This window comes from Rhodococcus sp. 320_ES (assembly GCF_059691855.1).
Genome location: NZ_JCAWAG010000002.1, coordinates 718,421 through 738,637, shown reverse-complemented (window position 1 = coordinate 738,637; position 20,217 = coordinate 718,421). Strand labels below are relative to the sequence as shown.

18 protein-coding genes, 1 tRNA gene and 2 pseudogenes are annotated in these 20,217 nt (G+C 63.1%); 13 read left to right on the top strand and 8 right to left on the bottom strand.

The window, feature by feature from the left end; translation table 11 throughout:
- Positions 1-44: 44 nt before the first annotated feature.
- A complete protein-coding gene (locus tag AC59JP_RS10200; protein ID WP_497325625.1) occupies positions 45-2,198 on the bottom strand; it encodes an MMPL family transporter in 2,154 nt (717 codons plus the stop codon).
- Positions 2,199-2,271: 73 nt separating this feature from the next.
- Complete coding sequence (locus AC59JP_RS10195; protein WP_497325624.1) at positions 2,272-2,439, bottom strand: DUF8730 family Cys-rich protein; 168 nt, start codon at positions 2,437-2,439, stop codon at positions 2,272-2,274.
- A gap of 415 nt (positions 2,440-2,854) precedes the next feature.
- Between AC59JP_RS10195 and AC59JP_RS10190 the strand changes: the two genes are divergently transcribed.
- The 8 genes from AC59JP_RS10190 (at position 2,855) to AC59JP_RS10155 (ending at position 8,946) form a co-directional block, all read left to right on the top strand.
- Positions 2,855-2,946, top strand: a tRNA-Thr gene (locus AC59JP_RS10190).
- Between the two features lie 420 nt (positions 2,947-3,366).
- Positions 3,367-3,663 carry a hypothetical protein gene (locus AC59JP_RS10185; RefSeq protein ID WP_497325623.1) on the top strand — a complete coding sequence of 99 codons (297 nt, stop codon included), beginning with the start codon at positions 3,367-3,369 and terminating at the stop codon, positions 3,661-3,663.
- Positions 3,664-3,685: 22 nt separating this feature from the next.
- A complete protein-coding gene (locus tag AC59JP_RS10180) occupies positions 3,686-4,285 on the top strand; it encodes a DUF2188 domain-containing protein (protein WP_497325622.1) in 600 nt (199 codons plus the stop codon).
- Positions 4,286-4,764: 479 nt separating this feature from the next.
- A complete protein-coding gene (locus AC59JP_RS10175; RefSeq protein ID WP_497325621.1) occupies positions 4,765-5,004 on the top strand; it encodes a DUF2188 domain-containing protein in 240 nt (79 codons plus the stop codon).
- Between the two features lie 428 nt (positions 5,005-5,432).
- Positions 5,433-5,678 carry a hypothetical protein gene (locus AC59JP_RS10170; RefSeq protein WP_497325620.1) on the top strand — a complete coding sequence of 82 codons (246 nt, stop codon included), beginning with the start codon at positions 5,433-5,435 and terminating at the stop codon, positions 5,676-5,678.
- Positions 5,679-5,874: 196 nt separating this feature from the next.
- Positions 5,875-6,780 carry a hypothetical protein gene (locus AC59JP_RS10165; protein WP_497325619.1) on the top strand — a complete coding sequence of 302 codons (906 nt, stop codon included), beginning with the start codon at positions 5,875-5,877 and terminating at the stop codon, positions 6,778-6,780.
- A 575-nt stretch (positions 6,781-7,355) separates the two neighbouring features.
- A complete protein-coding gene (locus AC59JP_RS10160) occupies positions 7,356-7,496 on the top strand; it encodes a hypothetical protein (RefSeq protein WP_497325618.1) in 141 nt (46 codons plus the stop codon).
- Positions 7,497-7,713: 217 nt separating this feature from the next.
- Entirely contained in the window at positions 7,714-8,946 is a 1,233-nt protein-coding gene (locus AC59JP_RS10155; protein ID WP_497325617.1) for a hypothetical protein, read from the top strand.
- A 13-nt stretch (positions 8,947-8,959) separates the two neighbouring features.
- On the opposite strand, the gene AC59JP_RS10150 is transcribed toward AC59JP_RS10155, so the two are convergent.
- The 6 genes and pseudogenes from AC59JP_RS10150 to AC59JP_RS10125 form a co-directional block, all read right to left on the bottom strand.
- On the bottom strand, positions 8,960-9,739 hold the full coding sequence (locus tag AC59JP_RS10150) for a hypothetical protein (protein ID WP_497325616.1): 780 nt from the start codon (positions 9,737-9,739) through the stop codon (positions 8,960-8,962).
- A 1,218-nt stretch (positions 9,740-10,957) separates the two neighbouring features.
- Positions 10,958-11,174, bottom strand: a pseudogene (locus tag AC59JP_RS10145) (hypothetical protein); the annotation flags it as partial.
- 7 nt (positions 11,175-11,181) lie between these two features.
- Positions 11,182-12,390 carry a cytochrome P450 gene (locus tag AC59JP_RS10140; RefSeq protein ID WP_497325615.1) on the bottom strand — a complete coding sequence of 403 codons (1,209 nt, stop codon included), beginning with the start codon at positions 12,388-12,390 and terminating at the stop codon, positions 11,182-11,184.
- Positions 12,391-12,416: 26 nt separating this feature from the next.
- Positions 12,417-13,388 (bottom strand): PDR/VanB family oxidoreductase, encoded by a 972-nt coding sequence (locus AC59JP_RS10135; RefSeq protein WP_497325614.1) that lies wholly within the window; start codon positions 13,386-13,388, stop codon positions 12,417-12,419.
- Between the two features lie 153 nt (positions 13,389-13,541).
- A complete protein-coding gene (locus AC59JP_RS10130; RefSeq protein ID WP_497325613.1) occupies positions 13,542-14,267 on the bottom strand; it encodes an alpha/beta hydrolase in 726 nt (241 codons plus the stop codon).
- A 76-nt stretch (positions 14,268-14,343) separates the two neighbouring features.
- Positions 14,344-15,720 carry an MFS transporter gene (locus AC59JP_RS10125; RefSeq protein WP_497325612.1) on the bottom strand — a complete coding sequence of 459 codons (1,377 nt, stop codon included), beginning with the start codon at positions 15,718-15,720 and terminating at the stop codon, positions 14,344-14,346.
- A gap of 245 nt (positions 15,721-15,965) precedes the next feature.
- On the opposite strand from AC59JP_RS10125, the gene AC59JP_RS10120 reads away from it, so the two are divergent.
- The 5 genes and pseudogenes from AC59JP_RS10120 to AC59JP_RS10100 all read left to right on the top strand — a co-directional run.
- The gene (locus tag AC59JP_RS10120) at positions 15,966-16,607 is read left to right on the top strand and encodes a 4-carboxy-4-hydroxy-2-oxoadipate aldolase/oxaloacetate decarboxylase (RefSeq protein ID WP_497325611.1); all 642 of its coding nucleotides are present in this window, start codon (positions 15,966-15,968) and stop codon (positions 16,605-16,607) included.
- Positions 16,608-16,719: 112 nt separating this feature from the next.
- Entirely contained in the window at positions 16,720-17,703 is a 984-nt protein-coding gene (locus AC59JP_RS10115; RefSeq protein WP_188547910.1) for a DODA-type extradiol aromatic ring-opening family dioxygenase, read from the top strand.
- The gene (locus AC59JP_RS10110; RefSeq protein WP_188547908.1) at positions 17,700-18,362 is read left to right on the top strand and encodes an RraA family protein; all 663 of its coding nucleotides are present in this window, start codon (positions 17,700-17,702) and stop codon (positions 18,360-18,362) included. Before AC59JP_RS10115 ends, AC59JP_RS10110 begins: the two co-directional genes overlap by 4 nt.
- On the top strand, positions 18,359-19,021 hold the full coding sequence (locus tag AC59JP_RS10105) for an RraA family protein (protein WP_188547906.1): 663 nt from the start codon (positions 18,359-18,361) through the stop codon (positions 19,019-19,021). The genes AC59JP_RS10110 and AC59JP_RS10105 overlap by 4 nt, the downstream gene beginning before the upstream one ends.
- Before the next feature lie 5 nt (positions 19,022-19,026).
- Positions 19,027-20,127, top strand: a pseudogene (locus tag AC59JP_RS10100) (FAD-dependent oxidoreductase); the annotation flags it as partial.
- Between the last annotated feature and the right edge of the window lie 90 nt (positions 20,128-20,217).

Here is a 20,217-nt window from a genome sequence, read left to right as displayed (position 1 = left end):
AAGACTGCGCGCCCCGATCCGGGCCAGGAGCAGGCTGGGGTGTGTCAGTGCGAGAAGCTGATGGACGGGAGAGCGCGGCGGAGCCAACTCGGTGACCACCAGGCGGCAGAGCCGGTCAGTCGCAGTAGGACGGGTAGCAGGATCAGCCGGATGAGTACTGCGTCGAGGAGTACGGCGACGCCGAGGATGATGCCCATCTCCTTCGGCGGGAGCGGGTCGGCGAGGGCGAAGGTGAAGAACACCGCCACCATCACCGCGGCGGCGGCGAAGATGACACGCCCGGAGTGGGCGAGACCGTCGACCATCGCTGTCGTCGCGTCGCCGGTGCGCTCGAAATGTTCCTTGGCAGTTGCGAGGAGGAACACGGTGTAGTCCATGGCGATGGCGAAGATCATCGCGAAGAAGAACACCGGTCCCCACCCGTTCAGGAAGCCCTGTGGTGTGAAGCCGAGCAGCGAGGCGCCGTGCCCGTCCTGGAAGATCAGCTTCGCGACGCCGAAGGCGGCGGCGGTGGAGAGCAGGCTTACCGCGGTGCCCAGGAAAGCGATCAGCGGAGCTTGCAGTGCGACCAGGAGCAGCACGAATCCGAGGATCAGGATGATCGTGACGACGAGCGGCAGGTGGTCGTTCAGGGCCTGCTGCAGGTCCAGGTTCTCCGCCGGGGCTCCGCCGACCAGCGCCGAATTCGGGAGCTCTCCGCGTAGGTCTGTGAGGATGGTGCCCATGGACTCGTCGGACGGGTCGACCGTCGGGATTGCTTGCAGCAGTGCGTATCCGGATCCGTCGGTGGCGGGTTGGGGTGGGGTCACCATGGCGATGCCGGGCACCTGCGTTGCGGCGGTTGCCGTGGCGGCGGCGTCGCCCGAGGGGACGACGATCTGCAGTGCGCCGGGGGCGCCGTCACCGAACTGCTGTTGAACGAGGGCGTAGCCCTGCCGCACGGGCGCGTCCTCGGGGACGACGGAAATCGACGGCATGGCGACCTTCAGGCTCAGGACCGGAATAGCCAGTGCGACGAGGACGCCGATCGAGACGAGCGCGAACGGCCACGGGTGCTTGTGCAGGAGAGCGCCCCACGCGGCGAACATCGGTGAGCGGTGCTGCTGACGCTTGGCGTAGGGGAGGGATGCGGCGTTGACCTTCGATCCGAGTGCGCCGAGGGCTGCGGGGAGCAGGGTGAGGGTGGCGAGCAGAACGAAGGTGACGGCGAGCATGATGCCGACGGCCATGGTCCGCACCGCGGGGGCGGGGACCATCAGCACGGCGGACAGGCTGACGAGCACGGTGAGTCCGGACAGGACGACGGCCTTGCCGGCGGTGTCCATTGTCTCGGCGACGGCCGCGCGGGGGTCGCGGGAGCGCAGGGCGTCGCGGAAGCGGGCGACGAGGAACAGGGCGTAATCGATGCCGAGGGCGAGGGCGAACATCATGGCGAAGTTCATCGCCCACACCGAGATCGGGGTGATCTCGTTGAGCAGAACCAGTCCGCCCGCGGAGGCGACCAGGCCGGCGATGGTCAGCAGCAGCGGCAGTCCGGCGGCGACGAGCGAGCCGAACGCGAGCACCATGATGGCGAGAGTGACCGGCCAGGAGATCAGTTCGGCCTGAATCATCGCGTCGTGGTTGGCCTTGTTGAAATCCGACCACAGCGCGGAGGCGCCGGTGGGGTAGACCTCGACACCGTCGCTGGAGAGCGCGGTGAGCTGGTCCTTGAGATCGTCGACGGCGGTGACCATCTCGTCGGTGGTGCCTTCGGCGCCGGCGATGAGGATCCCGGTTCGCCCGTCGGGGCTGATCGTCATCCCCGGCTGCGGGGGCACGATCTCCCCGAAACGGGGATCCTCGTCCAAGATGGCGGTGGCCCCGGTGAGGGCGGCGGTCGCTGCCGGGTCGCTCAGAGATCCGGACTCGCTGTGGACGACGACCTGCACTGCGGCGGAGGAGTTTCCGCCGAAGTGCTCCTCGGCGAGTTCGCGGACCTGGACCGATTCCGATCCGTTCGCCTGCCATCCGGCGCCCGCGAGGGACGAGAACACCGAGGGCGCTGCGGATCCGAGGGCGATCAGCAGTATCAGCCACGTGCCGAAGACCCAGCGGCGGCGGGTGACCATGGCCGCGCCCCACCGGCCGAGGCGGCCGGGGGTGCTGTCGTGGTGGTCGCCTGGCCGCGGCTCGGCGACGGTGTCGGACTGGGACACAGTGGACTCCTATACGGGTGGGGGTATCTGGAAGGCCTGAAGCGGCCATCGTCGAAAAGTGGTGTGTGGGCGGTCAGCGGCGGAACAGGGAACGCAGGCCTCCGGATGGGCGAGGCGCTACGTGGGGGTCACACGTGCAGCGTTGCGACCGAGGGACCGTGTCCATCACGCTGTCGACGTGTCGGCCGCAGCCCGACCACGTGGTCTTGCCGCACTGCGAGCACTCGACGGGACTGCACACGGGGTACTCCTTCTGGGTTCGATCAGCCGGACGACACCTACCGTGTCACATACGAGGGGGGGTATGCAAGTACCCCAGGGGGTATAGGAACGAGCACAGCAAACCGTGGCCGTGACGAGCAACTCCAGGCGGGAAGTCCCGGCGACGTAGGGGACTCGCAGCGCGAGGAAGGCGGGGCGTCTGGACAGCACCGCGTGTCGAGCGTCCGATGAGGCAACCTCGAGGTCGCCCTTCGTTGTGGCGAGCGACTGTGCGTTCGAGCCGATCTATGGACGCCAAGTAGTCTGCCGCACAGCATCTTACGAGAACTGTCCTTGCTGAACTGCAGCCGCTCGGTGTCACGAGAGTGTCACAAGTCGGTACGAACGGAGGTGAACTGAGACAGACGGCTACGGACGAAAACGCCTGCTCAGGCGCCTTGTGGTGGGTTCAGGTGAACGCACTTGTGCTGGTCTGCATAGCCTTGTAAGCGAAAGGTCCTCGGTTCAATCCCGAGAGGAGGCTCCAGTAAGCGTCTGACCAGCACAAACGGCATCTTTGACTTCAAATTCTTCGCCCGAATCAGAGCGCATCCCACACGTCCGCCCAGGTCCGCGACGGTCCGCCGCCGTCCGGTGACCTGGATTTTCTTCGTTTCTGGGGCTCGGTGTCACAGATTGTCACAACTCATCCGGAACTACTGCAGTGAACGTTTATGGGTTCAGGTAAATGTCTGCGGACGTGCGCCCAGTCTCACGTATCGACGGTGCCGGACTGTCATGGACGTCGGTGAACTGGGGACCGCTCGCTTCACATCGGTGGTGTACCTGTCTCGGACGTTCGTGAACAGGTGTGAACGCATTCCACTCGTTTGGTCGCGGATGGTCGACAGCATGGTCAGCTAGAAAAGTGTCATGCACTTACCCCAAAGTGTCGTACACTTATAGGGTGCGGATCGAGGTCAAACTCAGCGCGATGCGTCATGCCATCACTTCCGACGAAATTCGCTCTGTGGTGGCCTACCCCATGGTCACGGTCTCGATCGCAGCACGCGTTGTCGGCGCCCGGCCCTGGCTCTTTGTCGGCCCCGCTGCCGACAACGAGCCTTGGATCGAAGTCATTGCTGACATGGCAGATCCGCAGGTGGCAGTTGTGTTCCACGCAATGATGTTGCGCCGCACAACAGCAAGAGCGTCAGGGATCGACTCGTGGCCAGAAATTGAGTACGGACCACAACGAGCGTGAGGAGGTTATTACAGTGCCCCGATTGAGTGATGCCGATTATGAGTCGATGGCCGACAGTTACGAGTCAGAGCCATTGACCATCAGTGAAGTGTTGTCCGTGGAGGTGCGGATGGGCAGGCCGCGCGCCGACGAAGCACGCAATGGCGTGAGTCCAAGCATGTCCGTTCGTTTTCCTGGCCCGGTACGCAGCCGCATCAAGGAGCGTGCGGTCTCGGAGTTCGGCGGTAACGAGGCCGACGTAGTTCGGGCAGCGGTCTTGCAGTTTCTCGGCGCCGCGCTAATCGAGGATGCTCACTCGACGGAGCGTCTGAGAGAAGCTACAGGTCCTTCAGAACTTCCAGCCCCCGAGAACGAACAGGCTCAGATCGACGAGTCGCAGAAGGTACACGGTCGACGTCCCGTCGACCCGAGCAGTCGTGAGGTGGTTCAAGAACGCACCGATGGTAGGTGGGAGGTCCGAAGGGTCGGCGCTCGTCGGGCCACCTCGGTTGTCTCGACCCAGGTTGAAGCAGTCGACCGGGCTCGCGCAATCATCGCCCGCCACGGAGGTGGGGAGCTGCAAGTGCTAGATAAAAACGGACGGACCCAGGCGCAGGATCTCATTCCCCCGAGCGTGCGATAACACCGGTTCCCGGCGTGCGTGTAGACGCCACGAGCTGAACCGCGTGCTCCACGAGGTCTTGAACGCGTCGATTCGTCGCGATAACGAGTGGGCGAGAGTTGCTCTGCGACTAACGCTCAAATGTTACGAAAGCTGCTGGCGGCAGATAACGAGCTGCTTCCGCCTCGACTGCGTCCCGATAAGTCAAGGCGACACGCCGAAGAGTCTCGCCGCTCAAGCCTCCGACCAGGGATTCCATCGGTGTCATTACGCTTGTGTCATACAAACTGTGGTGTTGCCTTGCGATGTCGGACACTAGTTGTAGTGTTACAGACACCAACAGCCCCGGCACAAGTCCGATGGGATGGACTGGTGCGGAGCTAGTCGGCTGAACTCTTGGCGAGGTTCTCAGTCGAACCTAGTGCCCTACCAACGAGCTTCGCAAAGAATTGCGGAAATCGTGTGACTTCCCACAGTGCGGTTGGTAGAAGGGCTCAGCGATGAGTGGCAAGAAGAATATCCATGTGGTGCCCCGTGGCACCGAGTGGGCAGTGCAGGTCGAGGGCAACTCCCGTGCAAGTGCCCTTACTGGCACACAGAGGGAAGCCATCGCCCGTGGTCGCGAACTGGGGCATAACAACCCTCAGGGAGCGGAACTCAACATTCACGGCACCGGAGGTCAGGTGCGGGCCAAGGACACGATCAAGCCCGCTAACGATCCTTCCAACGTGAAGGGATGACGACGATGACTTCTCCCGTGTTCCGCGTTCCTCGTATCCCGACCCTCCCTCGGGTTCCTACGGCGCCGAGGGTGCCATCGATTCCCCGAGTTCCGCAGGTTCCGCGTATCCCGTCGGTGCCCCGCGTTCCGTCGGTTCCTCGGGTTCCTCGGGTTCCAAGTGTTCCTCAGGTGCCCAAGGTTCCCACGGTTCCTCGGGTCAAGCCGCTTCGACCCAGGGTCAAGTAATCGTGGCCGGGTCGAAACAGAAGCCGCCCCAGGTTCCGAAGAAGGGTGGCGGTACTCAGGAACGGGACCGCAACAACAACGGTCGTTGGCGTGAAAAGCGCGACGACGCGGGCAAAAAGCGGTAGCCCGTAGCTGCATGGGAAGGGGCGCCGGTCTTCGGATCGGTGCCTCTTCGCTTGGTCGGTATGCCGTGAGTGGACCTTGACGGAGCAGTCGGCACACAGTGTCGGTGTCGTGGATGCGGTCGGTCCAGCCGCGGGTGTCCGCGGCATCTTCGAACTGGTCTCGGGCGTCGGTGAAGATGTTTCCGCCGCGGGCGGTGAAGAAGCCGAGGTCGTGGGTGGGGCGGGTGGTGAGTTGTTGGGCGAGCAGTGCGGCGCCGCCGGCGAGGAGGCGGCCGTCAGTGGCGTGGAGCGTGAAGAACAGGGCTGCGCGACTGTGGTCTGAAAGTCTTTTAGCACGATCAGTTTCCGGGTCGTCGGTGTGTGGCGCTCATAGAGGGCGGTAGTTCTCGATGGTCGGCGACCACGCACTTCGGAGGCTGCGGGGCGGCATCTGCTCCCGTAGTGCGCCCGTCGCGATCCACGGAGCTTGTGACAATGTGGAAGGCCGAAGTACGCGACTCAGCATCGGAGGAACCGCTGTGGCCCCCAAACGGCCCGATGAGACGTGGCACCGACTCCGCGACTGGACACACGGCAGCACGCTCGCCGAACGCCTCGCCGCACAGATATTGTTCGCCAGCGACTACACCGATCTCGACCCATCGCACCCACTCGGCGGGCCCGACGGCGGTAAGGACGGAATCGCGAACAGGGACGGCAAGAAATGGGTCATGGCCGTCTACTTCCCGCTCGACCGGGTCAGCTTCAAGCAATTAAGAACCAAGTTCCTCGGGGACGTCAAGGGTGTCTCCAATAACAGCGCCGACGGTATTGCATTTGTTACCAATCAGGCGCTTTCCCTCTCTCAGCGCGATGAGCTAGAGGCGTTGGCCCCATCGGGTTGCCTAGTCGACCTGTATCACCTCGAACGCTGCCAGACCATCCTCGATCGCCCGGTCATGGGCACTGTGCGGCGACAGTTCTACTTGGAAGACGAGAACGAAGCTGACCGGATCATCGGCGCTCAAACGGGTGGCGACCCCATTGGTCAGTTCATGCTCTACCACTTTGATATGACGCGAGCAGTTGCACAGCAGGTGGTTTTCATCAAGCACGGCGCCCACCCGTTGTACGACGTGAGCATGCGCATAGTGGACATGGACGCCGGCACGGGTACGAATCTCTACCAGCAAAAATGGGAGAACATAGTCGGTCCTGCCGAGTACTACGCGACACCCGTTGAGTTGCCGGATTCATTGTATTGGCGCATCTTTTTTATAGCCCGAAATGGGCAATGGCGCCAGGATCTCATCCTGAACCGGTCCGACATAGATGGCTGTTGGCTCGCGGCCACCATAGTGTTCGGATTGCAAAACTCGCCGCAGATAACGCACATCGACGCAGAATTCACGAAGCGCTCCGGTGCCCCAACGTGGCGTCCGTAATCCTGGTCGATGCCCTGCATCCGCACACTTCCAAGCGCATGACGTGCGAGAAGAACTAATTTCCTAGAAAGCACTGCGTGCTATCAAGTGGCCGCGAACGCTTCAACTACGTTCGACCAGCGCTACCGCGGCCCGCGGGACCTGGTCGGTTTCCATCGCTCCCGCATAGTCAGCCACAAGCGTGTTCGGGTGGAAGGTGGCAGCTCGGGGAGTGGGCGTCGGTCTTCGGTCGCAAGCCGGCCGTGACCGGCCGGGCGCCGGGCCACCCTGCGGGCGTCCGCCTGAATGGAGTTTCGCTGCGCTCCGCATCGCTGAAGGGTGTCGATCTTTCGGCACATCTGGCTACTCCGATTTTGCGTCACCCGTGCCCGTCTTACCCACACCCGACCTCCACTGCGCTCCTGCTCCTGCGGGGTCCAAAACTTCTCAAACCGTCTCCGGCTCAAAAATTTTCGTTCCGGGTGCAGGATGCCGTTCCCGTGCACCGCCTCCTCTTCGCCACGCCAGATGACGGCGAAAGAACGTGGGGAGGGCAAGGACCCGAGCCACACGAGTCCCGAAGGGAAGCACCAGTCATGTGCGCACAGCACAGCTCCACTGCCGACGAAGTCGACATCCTCGTCCACAAGCAGGGCGCACCGAAGATCCGCCGCACCGTCAAACGCGCCAGCGCCCGCTATAACCGCCGTAACGCACGCCGCGCACTCCGATCCTGACCGTCCCCCACCCACACCACTCGAAAGGTTCCACTCCCAATCTCCGCCGCAGTAGGTATCTGATCGGATACTCCGTCCTGTCTCAGAGTGACAGATTTCGTCACTTGCGATCAGCCTGAAGGCTCGCCGCAAGATGGCCACCCAGGTGGAGGATGCTCGGGCAGGGCAGATTGATCGGGCGAGGACGTCGGCCCCAAACGGATGAGAGGATTCGGCGATGTCTGCCGTGACAACGACGCATTACATCGCCCTTTCGTTTGCACTTCCGGAGTACGTCTATTTGGAGACAGTCACGATGATGCGGGTTGATGAAGAATTCCTAGCGACCCACGGCTTCGGACCCGACACGTACGACGATCGATGGATGGCCTTGCCCCTCGACGTCCAGGTCGGCTGGAGAAGGGTCGACAGGCCCGTCCACCGTGCAGTCGAACTCACCTTTGCGGCGTCGGACGCTCTTGACTTGTTCGTCCGACACGAGCGGAAGGACGCCATCGGAGACGCTTCTCCCCAGATCCCGGAAGCCACGAGCGTCGCGGTATGCGTAGTCCCAGTGCTTGATTGTGAGGCGTCGAGGCAGCAAGTGGATGGACTGCTGGACGTCATGACCCTCGCGCACCGCATAATCGCTGACGCTGTGCGATGTGTGCGTCTTACCACGGGCATACCGTTACAGGACCTGACATACAGGCAACTTTCTCCGATTGTTCCCACCCTCGCAGGAAACGGGCAGCCGGAGTGCGCGGTCGTCTGGGGAGACGGTGCCGTTGTGATGCTGCAGCACCATATGGAGGCGTTGGTGTCGGGTGAGCACCTTCCCGAGGAGGCCGTCGAGCTAATCGGCCACGCGATGCACCAGCTCACAGTTATGAGGCCGGCCGTCGTCGTGAGAGATCACATCGGGCGCGCTGGTGCCCGCGTCGAGCTGGGAGACCACGCAGGAGCGATCGTCGCTTTCGCTACCGCGTGCGAAGTGTGTCTCGATAGTTTGCTGTCTGCATTGTTGTGGGAGTCCGGGCAGTCTCCTTCCGAAGCTGCCGAGGGTTGGAGCAACTCAGTAGTTAAGCGTGCGAAAACCAGGTTCGCGCCCCTGCTCGGCGGAAACTGGAGCTTGAACACGTCGGTGCCCTTAAGGGATTGGATGCAACACGTGGCGAAGCCGCGTCACCGGATTGTTCATGCTGGGGAGGGCGCGGACGGCACAGCCGCCGACAATGCGCGCCGCGCGACCGACGGCCTCATCGCGTTCATCGCTGAGTTGCTGGTCGGCCGCGGAATCGACTTCCCCAGAACGGTCTCATTGATGCTCGGACATAACTCTATTCATCATTTCGGGGGAGCGCAGGTAGACGAACTGCTCGCTGCGCATGAACAACACAACGACACGTGGGAGCGTGAGTTCCGAGATTGGCGGCGAACTTGGCTCGATCACATCTGGGGCGAGGGCTAGGCCTGAACTTGCTTCAGGAGCCGGGGCTCATCGGATGCGGTCGTGGCGAGGTTCGAATCTCGTATAAATCCCACCCGCGCAGCACCACGCGGCGAGCCACGCCAATGAAGGTCAAGAATAGCTCCAAGTTTGCTACGCGTCCGCTCATGACGCCGTGCTCGTAGAGTTCGGTGCTCTCCACCTCGATAGTCACCGTCTTCATGGCCCACGTCTTCGCGTGGCTGACACCCGAACTCACGCGCCAAGCGGTAAGCATCGATTCCGGTTCGCCGGGCAGGTCTTCAATCGACCTGATTAGATTCTCGAATCCGCCGGATTTACCCTTCTTCAAGTCGATGTTGAGTTCTGCAGCGATATTTTGGGCCCACTCACGCCTCTCCTGATGCTCGCCATCGTCGTCGAGAGGGGTTCCCTCGAATGCTCTGGCCGAGAACCTCCACGATTCGTCGTGCTGCCACAGAAGACGGGCCAGTCGTAATTCGGGGTCGTTCGGTTCCAGCAACCACACTGCGGATCCGGCGGATTCGTAGGCCGCGCGCAACAGCGCGAACTGTGGAAACAGCCAATTCGAGTTGAGCATCAACGCCGCACTGGCTTGGATGCACTCACAAGCGTGCTTGAGGCTCCGCCGGGCAACGCTCGCTGCCCAGATGTGGGGGAATCGGTCCTCATCCGCCGCCAGATCGCTTCCAGCGGCAGCGTGCCGAGCCGGATTCACTTCCAGAAACGTGTTGATCTTGTCGACGTGAGCTAGCTCTGCCTGAACTGCCCCATCGAAGTCGGCGTCGTTCATGTAACTATCTGTACCACCTCCTCGGGCCGAATCGGCCTCACGCAGATGGCAGGCCTGGGTATTCCTGCTATCTGGTCCGTTGTTTAACCGGCCGGGTCGGCGCCTTCGTACCGGACCCTCTACTTTGGCCTGCCGGTCGGGCGATTATCAGATTGCCGAAGTCCCACATACCTGACCTTTGTCTTATTGAGTGAAAGGCGTTGCAATACATAGGGGTACAACCAGATGTGTGTGTGGCGTTCGAGTCTCGGTGTCACGAGAGTGTCACAAGTCGGTACGAACGGGGGTGAATCGATACGAACGTCCACGGACGAAAACGCCTGCTCAGGCGCCTTGTGGTGGGTTCAGGTGAACCCGCGTGAACGGGTCTGCATAGCCTTGTAAGCGAGCGGTCTTCGGTTCAATCCCGAAAGGAGGCTCTAGAAATGCCTCTGACCAGCACGAATGCTTCGAAGTAGCCTGATCTGACCTCTCGTTTCGCGACTTCCCCCGATACGTCCGTGCAGGTCCGCCACGGTCCACGGGCGTCCGGTCACCTGCGAATTCTCTCGAAACTCGGCTCGGTGTCACGAGTTGTCACAACTCATCCGTAACTCGTTCGATGGACTCGGGTGGACGTGTGTGGCTGTGGGTGGACTTCTGCGTAGTCGAGTCGGCGACGGTCTGCGGACCTCCGGGGACCTCTGTGGACGGGAACCACTCGCTTCACGTCCGGTTGCCAAGGGCGTGGACGTGTGCGGACGTCAGTGGACGTGCGACGTTCGATTGCCGGAGCCTGGATCAACCGACAGTCACCGGGCCGAGCCATGTGGGTGGTCGTTGCTGTGACCATTGGCAATCATTCGCCACGGCATAGTTGATCGGGTGTCTGAAAACCGTTGTGCAACAGCAGATTTTGTGTCACTGGCGAGAATGGCGACAAACGTGCCTCGTTGGGCGCCGCAGCTCTACCGCCGGACGAGGTCACCGCACAGACTCTCGGGGACGACCACGTCACCCACTCCATGATCGACCGACTCGCTCGGATGCTCGGCAGGGCACCGTGGCCGCCGACACGCTCGTCCGGCGACACCAGGACAGCGAGGCGGTGAACATCGCCATCGGGATCCTCGCCGCCCGGCACGGCTGCACCGTTGCGGTGGCCTCGGCGAGGTCTCGCCGTCGGGAGTCGTTGTGCCGACGGGTTGTTCGACGAAGTCCTTGACCAGGGAGTCCTTCAGACCGAAGACGGTGTCGTGGCCGAGAAGGTCGTCGCCGCGGCCGAAGATGTGCGTGTCCTGCGTTCGGGGCTCGGGAGATGACGAGCCAGAGGATGAGCGCCACCTCCGACAGGATCGTCGCCGCAAGAACGGCGCCATCCGCCCATGGTGTCGGCGAACGACCAGATGGTGCTGGTGGACAATGCGAATGCGCCGGTGGCGAAGGCGCCGATGAGCTGGTCCCTATCTCAGTGACACGCGCAGCGGCAGGGATTTCCAGGATCGCATCGTGTTGTTGAGATGTCGCTCGGTTTCGCCCGCAAGGCTGATCGTGGAGATCCTCGCGGCCAAGGCTGTCAGAAGGACTTCGGCTTCCAGTCGGGCGACATGTTGCCCGACGCATCGATGGATTCCCATCCCGAAACCGACATGTCCTGAAGGATCTCGGGTCAGATCGTAGCTGTCGGGCGAATCCCACCGACGGGGATCGTGGTTCGCTGCACCCAGAGACAGTAAGACTTTGGCTCCGTCCGGCACATCTGTGCCGTCGATCGACATGTCGCGCGTCGCCGTTCGATGGAAGGTTTGAACAGGAGAATCCCATCTGATTGCTTCATCGAACGCCGTGCGTGCTCGAGTGGGGTCGTCGCGCAGACGCATCCATTGCTCAGGATGTGATGCGAGGGCGTACAGAACTGCCGCCAGACCACTCGCCGTGGTGTCGAACCCAGCTGACAGCAGGGACCGTACAAGGATCGGCGCCTGCTGTTCGGTGATGTCCCCGCGGTCGGCAGCGGACCACACCTGCGCGCCGAAACCGTTGTCTGTGAGGTTCTCGCGTCGGCAGTGAGCCATCGTCCACTCCACGGACCCAGCCTCGTGGACCTTCTGTGCACTGGCTTTCATCAGCGCGCTGTCGAGAGGTCCAACGGAGTTGAACACGAAGTCGCCCAGCGGCAGGAGATGTTCACGACCTGTATCTGGTATGCCGATCTCGTCGGCAAAAATTTTCAGTGGCAGCGCGTTCGAAAGAGCATCGATTCCGTCGAATTCCGTGGAGTCCGAGAGTAGTTCGTCCACCAAGCTCTCGGCGGCGATCGACCAGCTTGCTCGAAGTTGCTGGACGGCAGGTGTTCCGAGAATCTTCGACAGCACCAGGCGGGGCGCATCGTGGCGAGGCGGGTCTGCCTCGAGAAGGGGGCTCGGCGGTCGGATGGGCTTCTCGAAACGGAAGTTCGCAATGCCGACGCCGGCTGACGACTGGTACGACTGCCAGTCCGTGAGTGCTGCACTCACGTGGTCGAATCGACCCATTGCATAGACACCGTAGCGCTCGAGATAGACGACCGGGCCGGTCTCTCGCAGATGGCGATGGAATGTGGACGGATCGGCCAGGATCTCGAGGTCGTACGGGTCTGCGTCGCTCACCGGCGCTCGGGAGGATGTAGACATACGGTCACGTCCTTTCTGCTGTTGTCTCAGAGGTCCAGCACGAGCTTGTCGGAACAGGAACTGGAGACGCACACGAACATCGAAGTCTGAGAACGGTGTTCGTCGTCATCGAGAATCGAGTCTCGGTGGTCGGGACGTCCCGCGAGGACAGTCACCTGGCACGTACCACAGGTTCCTTCGCGACACGAGGAGAGAACGTTCACCCCGCACGCGCGGACGGCGTCGAGGATGCTGCTACCGGGCCGGACCGTCACGGTTCGGCCTGAACGGGCGAGTTCGACGTCGAAGGGCGCACTGCGGACCGGGGCGCTGCGTTCTCTCGGGACGAAGCGCTCGGTGCGGAGCGTACCGAGCGGCCTGCCGGTGCAGAGTGCTTCCACCGCATCGAGGAGTCGGCCCGGCCCACATGCGTACAACTTCGTGTCGAAACCGGCTTTCTCCGATATCCACTCGGCCAGAGGGAGCAGGCCACCGCGATCCTCCGGGACGATCGTGACATCGCCACCCATATGAGAGATGTCGTCCAGGTACGCCATCGCTCGGCGAGTGCGCCCACCGTAGAGCAGTCGCCACTCCGCGCCGAGTACCTGCGCTTGCCGGATCATCGGCAGAAGTGGCGTGATGCCGATGCCTCCGGCGATGAACGCATATTTCTGTGAGGGCACCATCGGAAAGTTGTTCCGCGGTCCTCCGATGCCGATATGGTCTCCCACTTTCACGTGGTCGTGGATCAGAGCGGATCCGCCGCGTCCCTCGCTATCTCGCAGAACTGCCACGCGATAGCTGTAAGGGTCCCACCGATCTCCGCACAACGAATACTGACGGGTCATTCCGTTCGGCAATATCAGGTCGATATGCGAGCCAGGCGTCCAGTCCGGCAGTCGTTGTCCGGAAGCGTGGCGGAGCGTCAGGGCGACGACATTCCGTGCGACCGTTGTTTTTTCGCTCACGACATAGGGCGACTGCGCGGTCACGTTGCTCTGGAGTTTCAGGTCCATGTCGGATTCCCCTGGTGTTCGAAGACATGTGGAGCGATCAAGTCGAAAGACCTGGATCGTGCGATGAGAGATTCGGCAACAGGCGTCGCCTTTCGTGTGACGTCCGGCCGGCAGCGACGCCGTGCTGCCCGTTTCGGTGGACCGGCACTGCCGTCAGGGCGCGAGGACAGACTGTGTCAGGAATACAGCGATGTCCTGTCGGATCTGTGCGGCCACCGCAGCGGGGCGCGAGAGGAACGGATTGTGTCCGGCGTCGAATCTGGTCGTCTTGGTGGTGTGCTCACTCATCGACTGTTGAATCGAGGGGGGCAGCGCACGGTCCTGTTCGCAGAGAATGTAACTCGTGGGGACTGACTTCCAGATGGCATCCCGTAGGGGGTGTGCGGCCGAATCGAGACTCTGGTGGGTCAGTCGCCCACTGTGTTCTGCAGCCCGCTCCGGGGGGAGGTCGTGGTAGAAGACCTCCTCCGGGTGGAGTGCATCCATGTACCCCTCGCTGGGGTGGACATCCCACCAATCCGGAAGCCCGTGTTCCCCGGCGAGGTCTGCCACGGACTGGCCTACGTCCAGCACCCATGCAGCGATGTAGACCACCCCGATGACGTTGTCCAAGCCGCACAACGCCTGGGTTGTCGGTAGTCCTCCGTACGAGTGGGCGACCACGACCACCGGTTCGGTGATCGATCGGACCATCGAGCGAATGGCGTCGACGTCGTCGTCGAACGACCCGAGTTTCGCAGGGTCGTGTCCGGACGAGGGGAGTTCGACAGCGTCGACAGTGTGGTCGGTCATCTCGGCTCGGAGGTCGTCCCACACCCACGCGCCGTGCCACGCGCCGTGAACGAGAACTACGGTCGGATTCTTCTGATCGTGCGTCATGACAGTCCTTTTCCTAGGGGCGAGGGGATGGTTGCGGTGCAAGGCTTGCGACATCACGTCGCGACAGCTGCGATGGTCAACCGCGTGAGTGATCGACGGCCGTCGCGACTGTTCTGTTCGATGTCGCGGCCGGGCGCGGCGCCCGGACAGCGTCGAGGTCACGGCCGGAGCGCTCGGGCAACGACAGGGCGGCCCATGCACTCGCTACCGAGATCACCACCAGGAACAACGCTATCGGCCAGGTGTTCGTGCCGCCGCCCGCGGCTGCGAGCAGCGTTGTGGCGATGAGCGGGGAGAATCCGGAACCGATGGTCTGCGCGAGTTGGTAACTGGTGGATACTGCGGTGTACCGAACCTCGGTCGGGAACAATTCGGTGAGCATCACCGGTGCGACCCCGTTGACCGACGTCATCACGAATCCGAGATAGAGCGACACGGTGATGACCATCGTCGCGGTGCTACCCGTGTTGACGAGGTGGAAGATGGGGAAGGCCAGGACTGCGGTTGCAGTGATCCCGGCGATGATGACCGGGCGACGTCCTATCTTGTCGGAGAGCGCGGCATAGACCGGCGTCATGACGATGCTCGACAGGGTGCCCAGGAGTACTGCGGTCAGAGCAGCGGAGCGTGAGTGCCCGATCGTCGGCGTGTACGAGAGAAAGAAGATCGCGAAAACGCCCATCCCGCAATAGGGTCCGATCTGAAACAGGATCGACTTCAGCAGCGTGGCCGGCTCGGAACGGGTCAAGGCCAGGATCGGGGTTCCCTGTGCGGGAGCCTTCGTGGCCGAGCGGTTGTCCTCGAAGACCGGGCTCTCGGAGATGCGAGCCCTGAAGTACATGCCCAGAGCGAGCAGGCCGAAGCTGCACAAGAAGGGTACCCGCCAGCCCCAGCTGAGCATCTGATCCTCGGGCAGCGAGGCAACCCACAGCATGGCTCCGGTGGCGAGGACCGATCCGGTAGGGGCTCCCATTGCGGCAGAACTGCTTGCAAGGCCTCGCTTTTCAGTACTCGCATGCTCGGACACCATCAGGACCGCGCCGCCGTACTCGCCGCCGACCGCGAAGCCCTGCACCAGGCGCAACATGACGAGCAGCAGCGGTGCCGCCGCGCCTATGCGGTCGTAGGTCGGTAGCAGGCCGATCGCACCACTGGTGATTCCCATGGTGACCATGGTCGCCACCATCACGTTCTTTCGGCCGAAGCGGTCTCCGAAGTGCCCGAAGACAATGGCGCCGACGAACCGGGCCGCGTAGCCGGCGGCCAATGTCGCCAGAGCGACGAGAGTGCCGACGACCGGGCTCAGGTTCGAGAAGAAGACTCGATTGAACACGAGGGCAGCGGCGGTGCCGTAGAGGAGAAAGTCGTAGTACTCGATCGTCGTCCCGAGGTAGCTGGACAGTGCGACGCGGCGGACGTACGAGGGTGATCGATCTGGTCCGAGGGTGCTCACGGGCAGTCCTTCCGAAGATCTGGGTCGGCGTTGCAGCCGCTACTCGACGCGTGATGTGACTCACATTTGTCGGCTGCGAGCAACGTACATCACATGCAATATTGAATGCAATAGACAGTTATGCCGACCTTGTCTTCTAAATAACTGCAGCTCAGAGCTATTGCATTCAATCTTGAATGCAGCGTATGGTTCAGATCACACGATCGGTCGTCTGTGATCGACGCCCACGAAAGAGAGACACATCGATGGTTGTGACAGCTGCCGAACGCACACCAGCCACCGGCGCGACCCCGACCGAACGCTTCTCCGCTGCCACGGCGCACGAGGCGGCCGGCCGGATCGGCGCGCTTCCGGCCCGGATTCGGCCCGCCTACGACGGTGCGGAGATCTACGGCCCCGCCTACCCGGTGCTGTGTCCGGTGGGGGACAACCTGTGGCTGCACCGCGCTGTCGCCGAAGCGTCTCCGGGAGACGTGCTGGTGGTTCAGACGACCGCCGGCGCGGAGTACGGCTACTGGGGCGAGATCCTCAGCGAAGCCGCGCGCGCCCGCGGCTTGGGCGGACTGGTTCTCGATGGAGGTGTCCGAGACGTGGGCGCTCTCGCGCACGTCGGCTTTCCCGTCTTCTCCTCGTCGATCTGCATCAACGGCACCATCAAGGATCCTGATGCACCGGGCAGGTTGGGTGGCCCGATTCGACTGGGCGCCTGCCGAATTGCGCGCGGCGACGTCATCATCGGTGATGTCGACGGTGTCGTGGTCATCCCTCGGGATCAGTGGCCCGAGGTGCAGAAAGCCTCGCGGGAGCGTGAGGAGAAGGAGGCCGCGATCATCGCCGAGATTCGATCCGGCGCCTCCACCCTCGACCTGTACTCCTTGCCCCGCTGACATCCCCTCCCCGCCGGTGGTCGGTGCACCGACGCCGAGTGTCTCACTCACGAAAGAGGTTTTCCGTGTTCATGTTTCACGCTACAACAGTCAGAAACGAGGTCGATGCACGATGAGTCGAATCGTGGCCGTCGTCGGCACTTCTCACAGCCCGATGCTCGGCATGGAGCCAGAGCGCATGTGGAATCTGCGTGCCGAGAACGACGCGGCAGGCGAGTACGACCTGTACGACCGCCGGGGAGCTGTTCGCACCTTCGAGGAACTCGTCGCCGCGGCTGACGGCCGATACGACGACGAACTGTCCCTCCAGACCTGGAACGCGAAGTACGACGCAGCATCGGCCTGTGTGGACCGCCTTCGCAAGGACCTGATCGCGCTCGAGCCCGACCTGCTCATCGTCATCGGCGATGATCAGGAGGAACTGTTCACGGCCCGAAACCAGCCTGCGATCGCGGTTTATCACGGCGAGAAGATCGAGACGCACAAGCCGATCGAGATGGGAAACGCTCTGCTGAGCCAGGTTCAGCGCAACCTCGGCATGGACGGCGAGATATACCCTGCACATCCGACGGCCGCGCTCCACGTCATCGAGGAGTTGATCTCCCGCGATTTCGACATTGCGTCGAGCTCGGAAACCGAGACCGAAGGTGGCTTCGGCCACGCCTTCGCGTGGGTGGTGGGCAAGATGCTGAAGAACGTCACCATTCCGATGGTGCCGGTACTGATCAACACATACTTCCCGCCCAATCAGCCGACCCCAGGCCGGTGCTACGACCTCGGCCGTGCTCTGGCCGGTGCGGTCGACTCTCTGCCCGGTGATCTTCGAGTCGCCGTCGTCGCCTCGGGCGGGTTGAGCCACTTCGTGGTCGACGACGAGCTCGACCGTCGCATCCTCGACGCCATGATCGACCACGACGAAGCTACTCTGCGCGCTCTGCCTGTCGAGCAGCTGAACTCCGGTACGTCCGAGGTTCGCAACTGGATCGCCGCTGCCGGCGCAGCACAAGATCTCGACCACCGCTGGAGCGAATACATCCCGGCATGGCGTAGTCCCGCCGGCACCGGTATCGGTCTCGCGTTCGGGCTCTGGACATGAGCGAGTGCGGACGGCTTGCCGCGCTCGACACCTGTGCGGTCTCGGACGCGCTCGACGCGCTACGACTACCGGGTGCGGCACTGGGTCTGCATGCGGTGTCCGGTGAGCGTCGGATCGCGGGACGCGCCGTGACTGTCGATCTCGTCGAAGCAGAGGGTGCCGGCGCCGCGCCGAGGCATCTGTGCACCGCCGCAGTAGATGCCTCCGGACCGGACACGATCATCGTGGTCGCGCATCACGGACGCTCACACGTCGCGGGTTGGGGCGGCGTGCTGTCCGCCGGAGCCGTCGCTCGCGGTAGCGAAGGCGTGATCGTCGACGGTGCAGTACGGGACCTCGATGAGGCCCGCCAGTTCGGACTGACCGTGTACGCGGCGACGTCGGTACCCGTCACCGCACGCACACGCATCGTCGAACGAGCGTGGGATGTGCCGGTCGAGATCGCCGGCGTCCGAGTCGAACCGGGCGATTACGTACTTGCCGACGGCAGCGGAGTGGTCTTCGTTCCGCGCGATCGTATCGACGAGGTACTCGCCATTGCCGAGAGGATCGCCGCCAAGGAGGCCCTCATGCTCGCCCGTGTCCGAGAGGGCGAATCGATGGCGACTGTCATGAGCGCCGACTACGAAACCATGCTCGATCGAGAGGCAAGCCGATGACCGACCATGCGCAGATCACCGAAGACCTGTCCGCGCTCGACACGAGTCACCTCAGCGACGCACTGGACAAACTCGGCCTCGCCGGACAGTGCGCGGGGCTGCTCCCCCTCGATCGCACGGTTCGTCTCGTCGGTCGGGCCTTCACCGTTCGCTATGTCCCGGTGGGGGACGATGGCGGAACAGTCGGTGACTACATCGACGACCTCGACCCCGGCACCGTTGTCGTCCTGGACAACGCGGGGCGCCTCGACACGACAGTGTGGGGTGATCTCCTCACCGCGACCGCATCTCATCGCGGTGTGTCCGGGACCGTCATCGACGGAGTGTGCCGTGACTCCGATTGCGCAGTAGAGCTGAACTACCCGGTGTTCAGCCGTTCGCGGTGGATGCGAACCGGCAAGGACCGCGTACGGGTGGACGGCTACAACGTGCCGGTGTCCGTCGGCGGGGTACGGGTCGAACAAGGGGACTGGCTCGTCGGCGACGCCGACGGGGTCGTCTCCATCCCGCTCGGCCGGGTCGGCGAGGTCATCGACCTCGCGTCCGGAATTCGCGACACCGAGGACGTCATTCGACGCGCCGTCCGATCAGGACAGTCGCTGACCGACGCGCGCCGCGCGCACGGATACCACACTCTGCAGACCCGACGGAAAGGCTGACCGGCATGGCTCTCGCCGACATCGCCGATGTCGTGATCGTGGGCGGTGGCCCTGCGGGGTTGACGGCCGCGATCCAACTCGCGCAACTGGGAATCGACGTCACCGTCTACGAGCGACGTGCCACCACGTCGCACCTTCCGCGAGCACACCTGCTCAACCAGCGCACGATGGAGATCTTCGACGCGATGGGGGTGGCGGACGACGTGTACGCCCTGTCACCGCCCGAGGACCGATGGCACCGTGTCGGCTGGTACACCTCGCTCGCCGGCGACCGACCGGGACAAGGCAAGGAAATTGGCCACATCGACGCCTGGGGAGGGGGCGCGGACCGCGAGCGGTATGCAGCAGCCAGCCCCAATCGATACGCCAACGTTCCGCAGATGCGCCTCGACCCGCTGCTCCGCACACACGCAGACCTGCACTGCGCGGGCAAGATCCACTACGGACACGAGGTGCGTGACCTCCGGCAACGCGATGGCTATGTCGAGCTCGACATAGTCGAGATGGCTTCGGGTTCCACGCACACGGTGCGAGCTCGTTACGTCATCGCCGCCGACGGTGGGCGAGTGTGCTCGACGCTGCTCGGCGTGTCGATGGAAGGGCCGACACAGCTTCTGGACATGGTCAGCATGCACGTCACCGCAGACCTGTCCTCATGGGCCGTCGACGACCAGGTACTGCTCTACTACTTCGTCGATCCCAGTGGTTCGGGTTCCTTTCGAGGGAGCATCTGCGCCATGGGGCCCGACACGTGGGGGACAGAATCTCGCGAGTGGGCATTCCACCAGGCGTTCTCCTGGGGAGACCCCGCAGCCAAGGACACCGACACCCTCGTCGCTCGCGTTCGGGACATGCTGGGTATCCCGGATCTGCGCTTCGATGTCCACGCCATCAGCCATTGGGAGTTCGAAGGAGTGACTGCCGCGCAGTACCGTGTCGGCGACGTGTTCCTGGTGGGCAATGCGGCCCACCGCCATCCGCCGACCGGTGGGCTCGGACTCAATACCGCGGTGCAAGACGTCGACAATCTGGTCTGGAAGTTGTATCAGGTACTGCGCGGTCACGCCGGCGACGAACTGCTGGACACCTACGACGCAGAGCGCCGCCCGGTCGGCCTGTTCAACGTCCGTCATTCGCTGGAGAACGTCGGCGGTCATCGACGCGTCGCAGCAGCACTGGGATTGAGTGCGGGCATC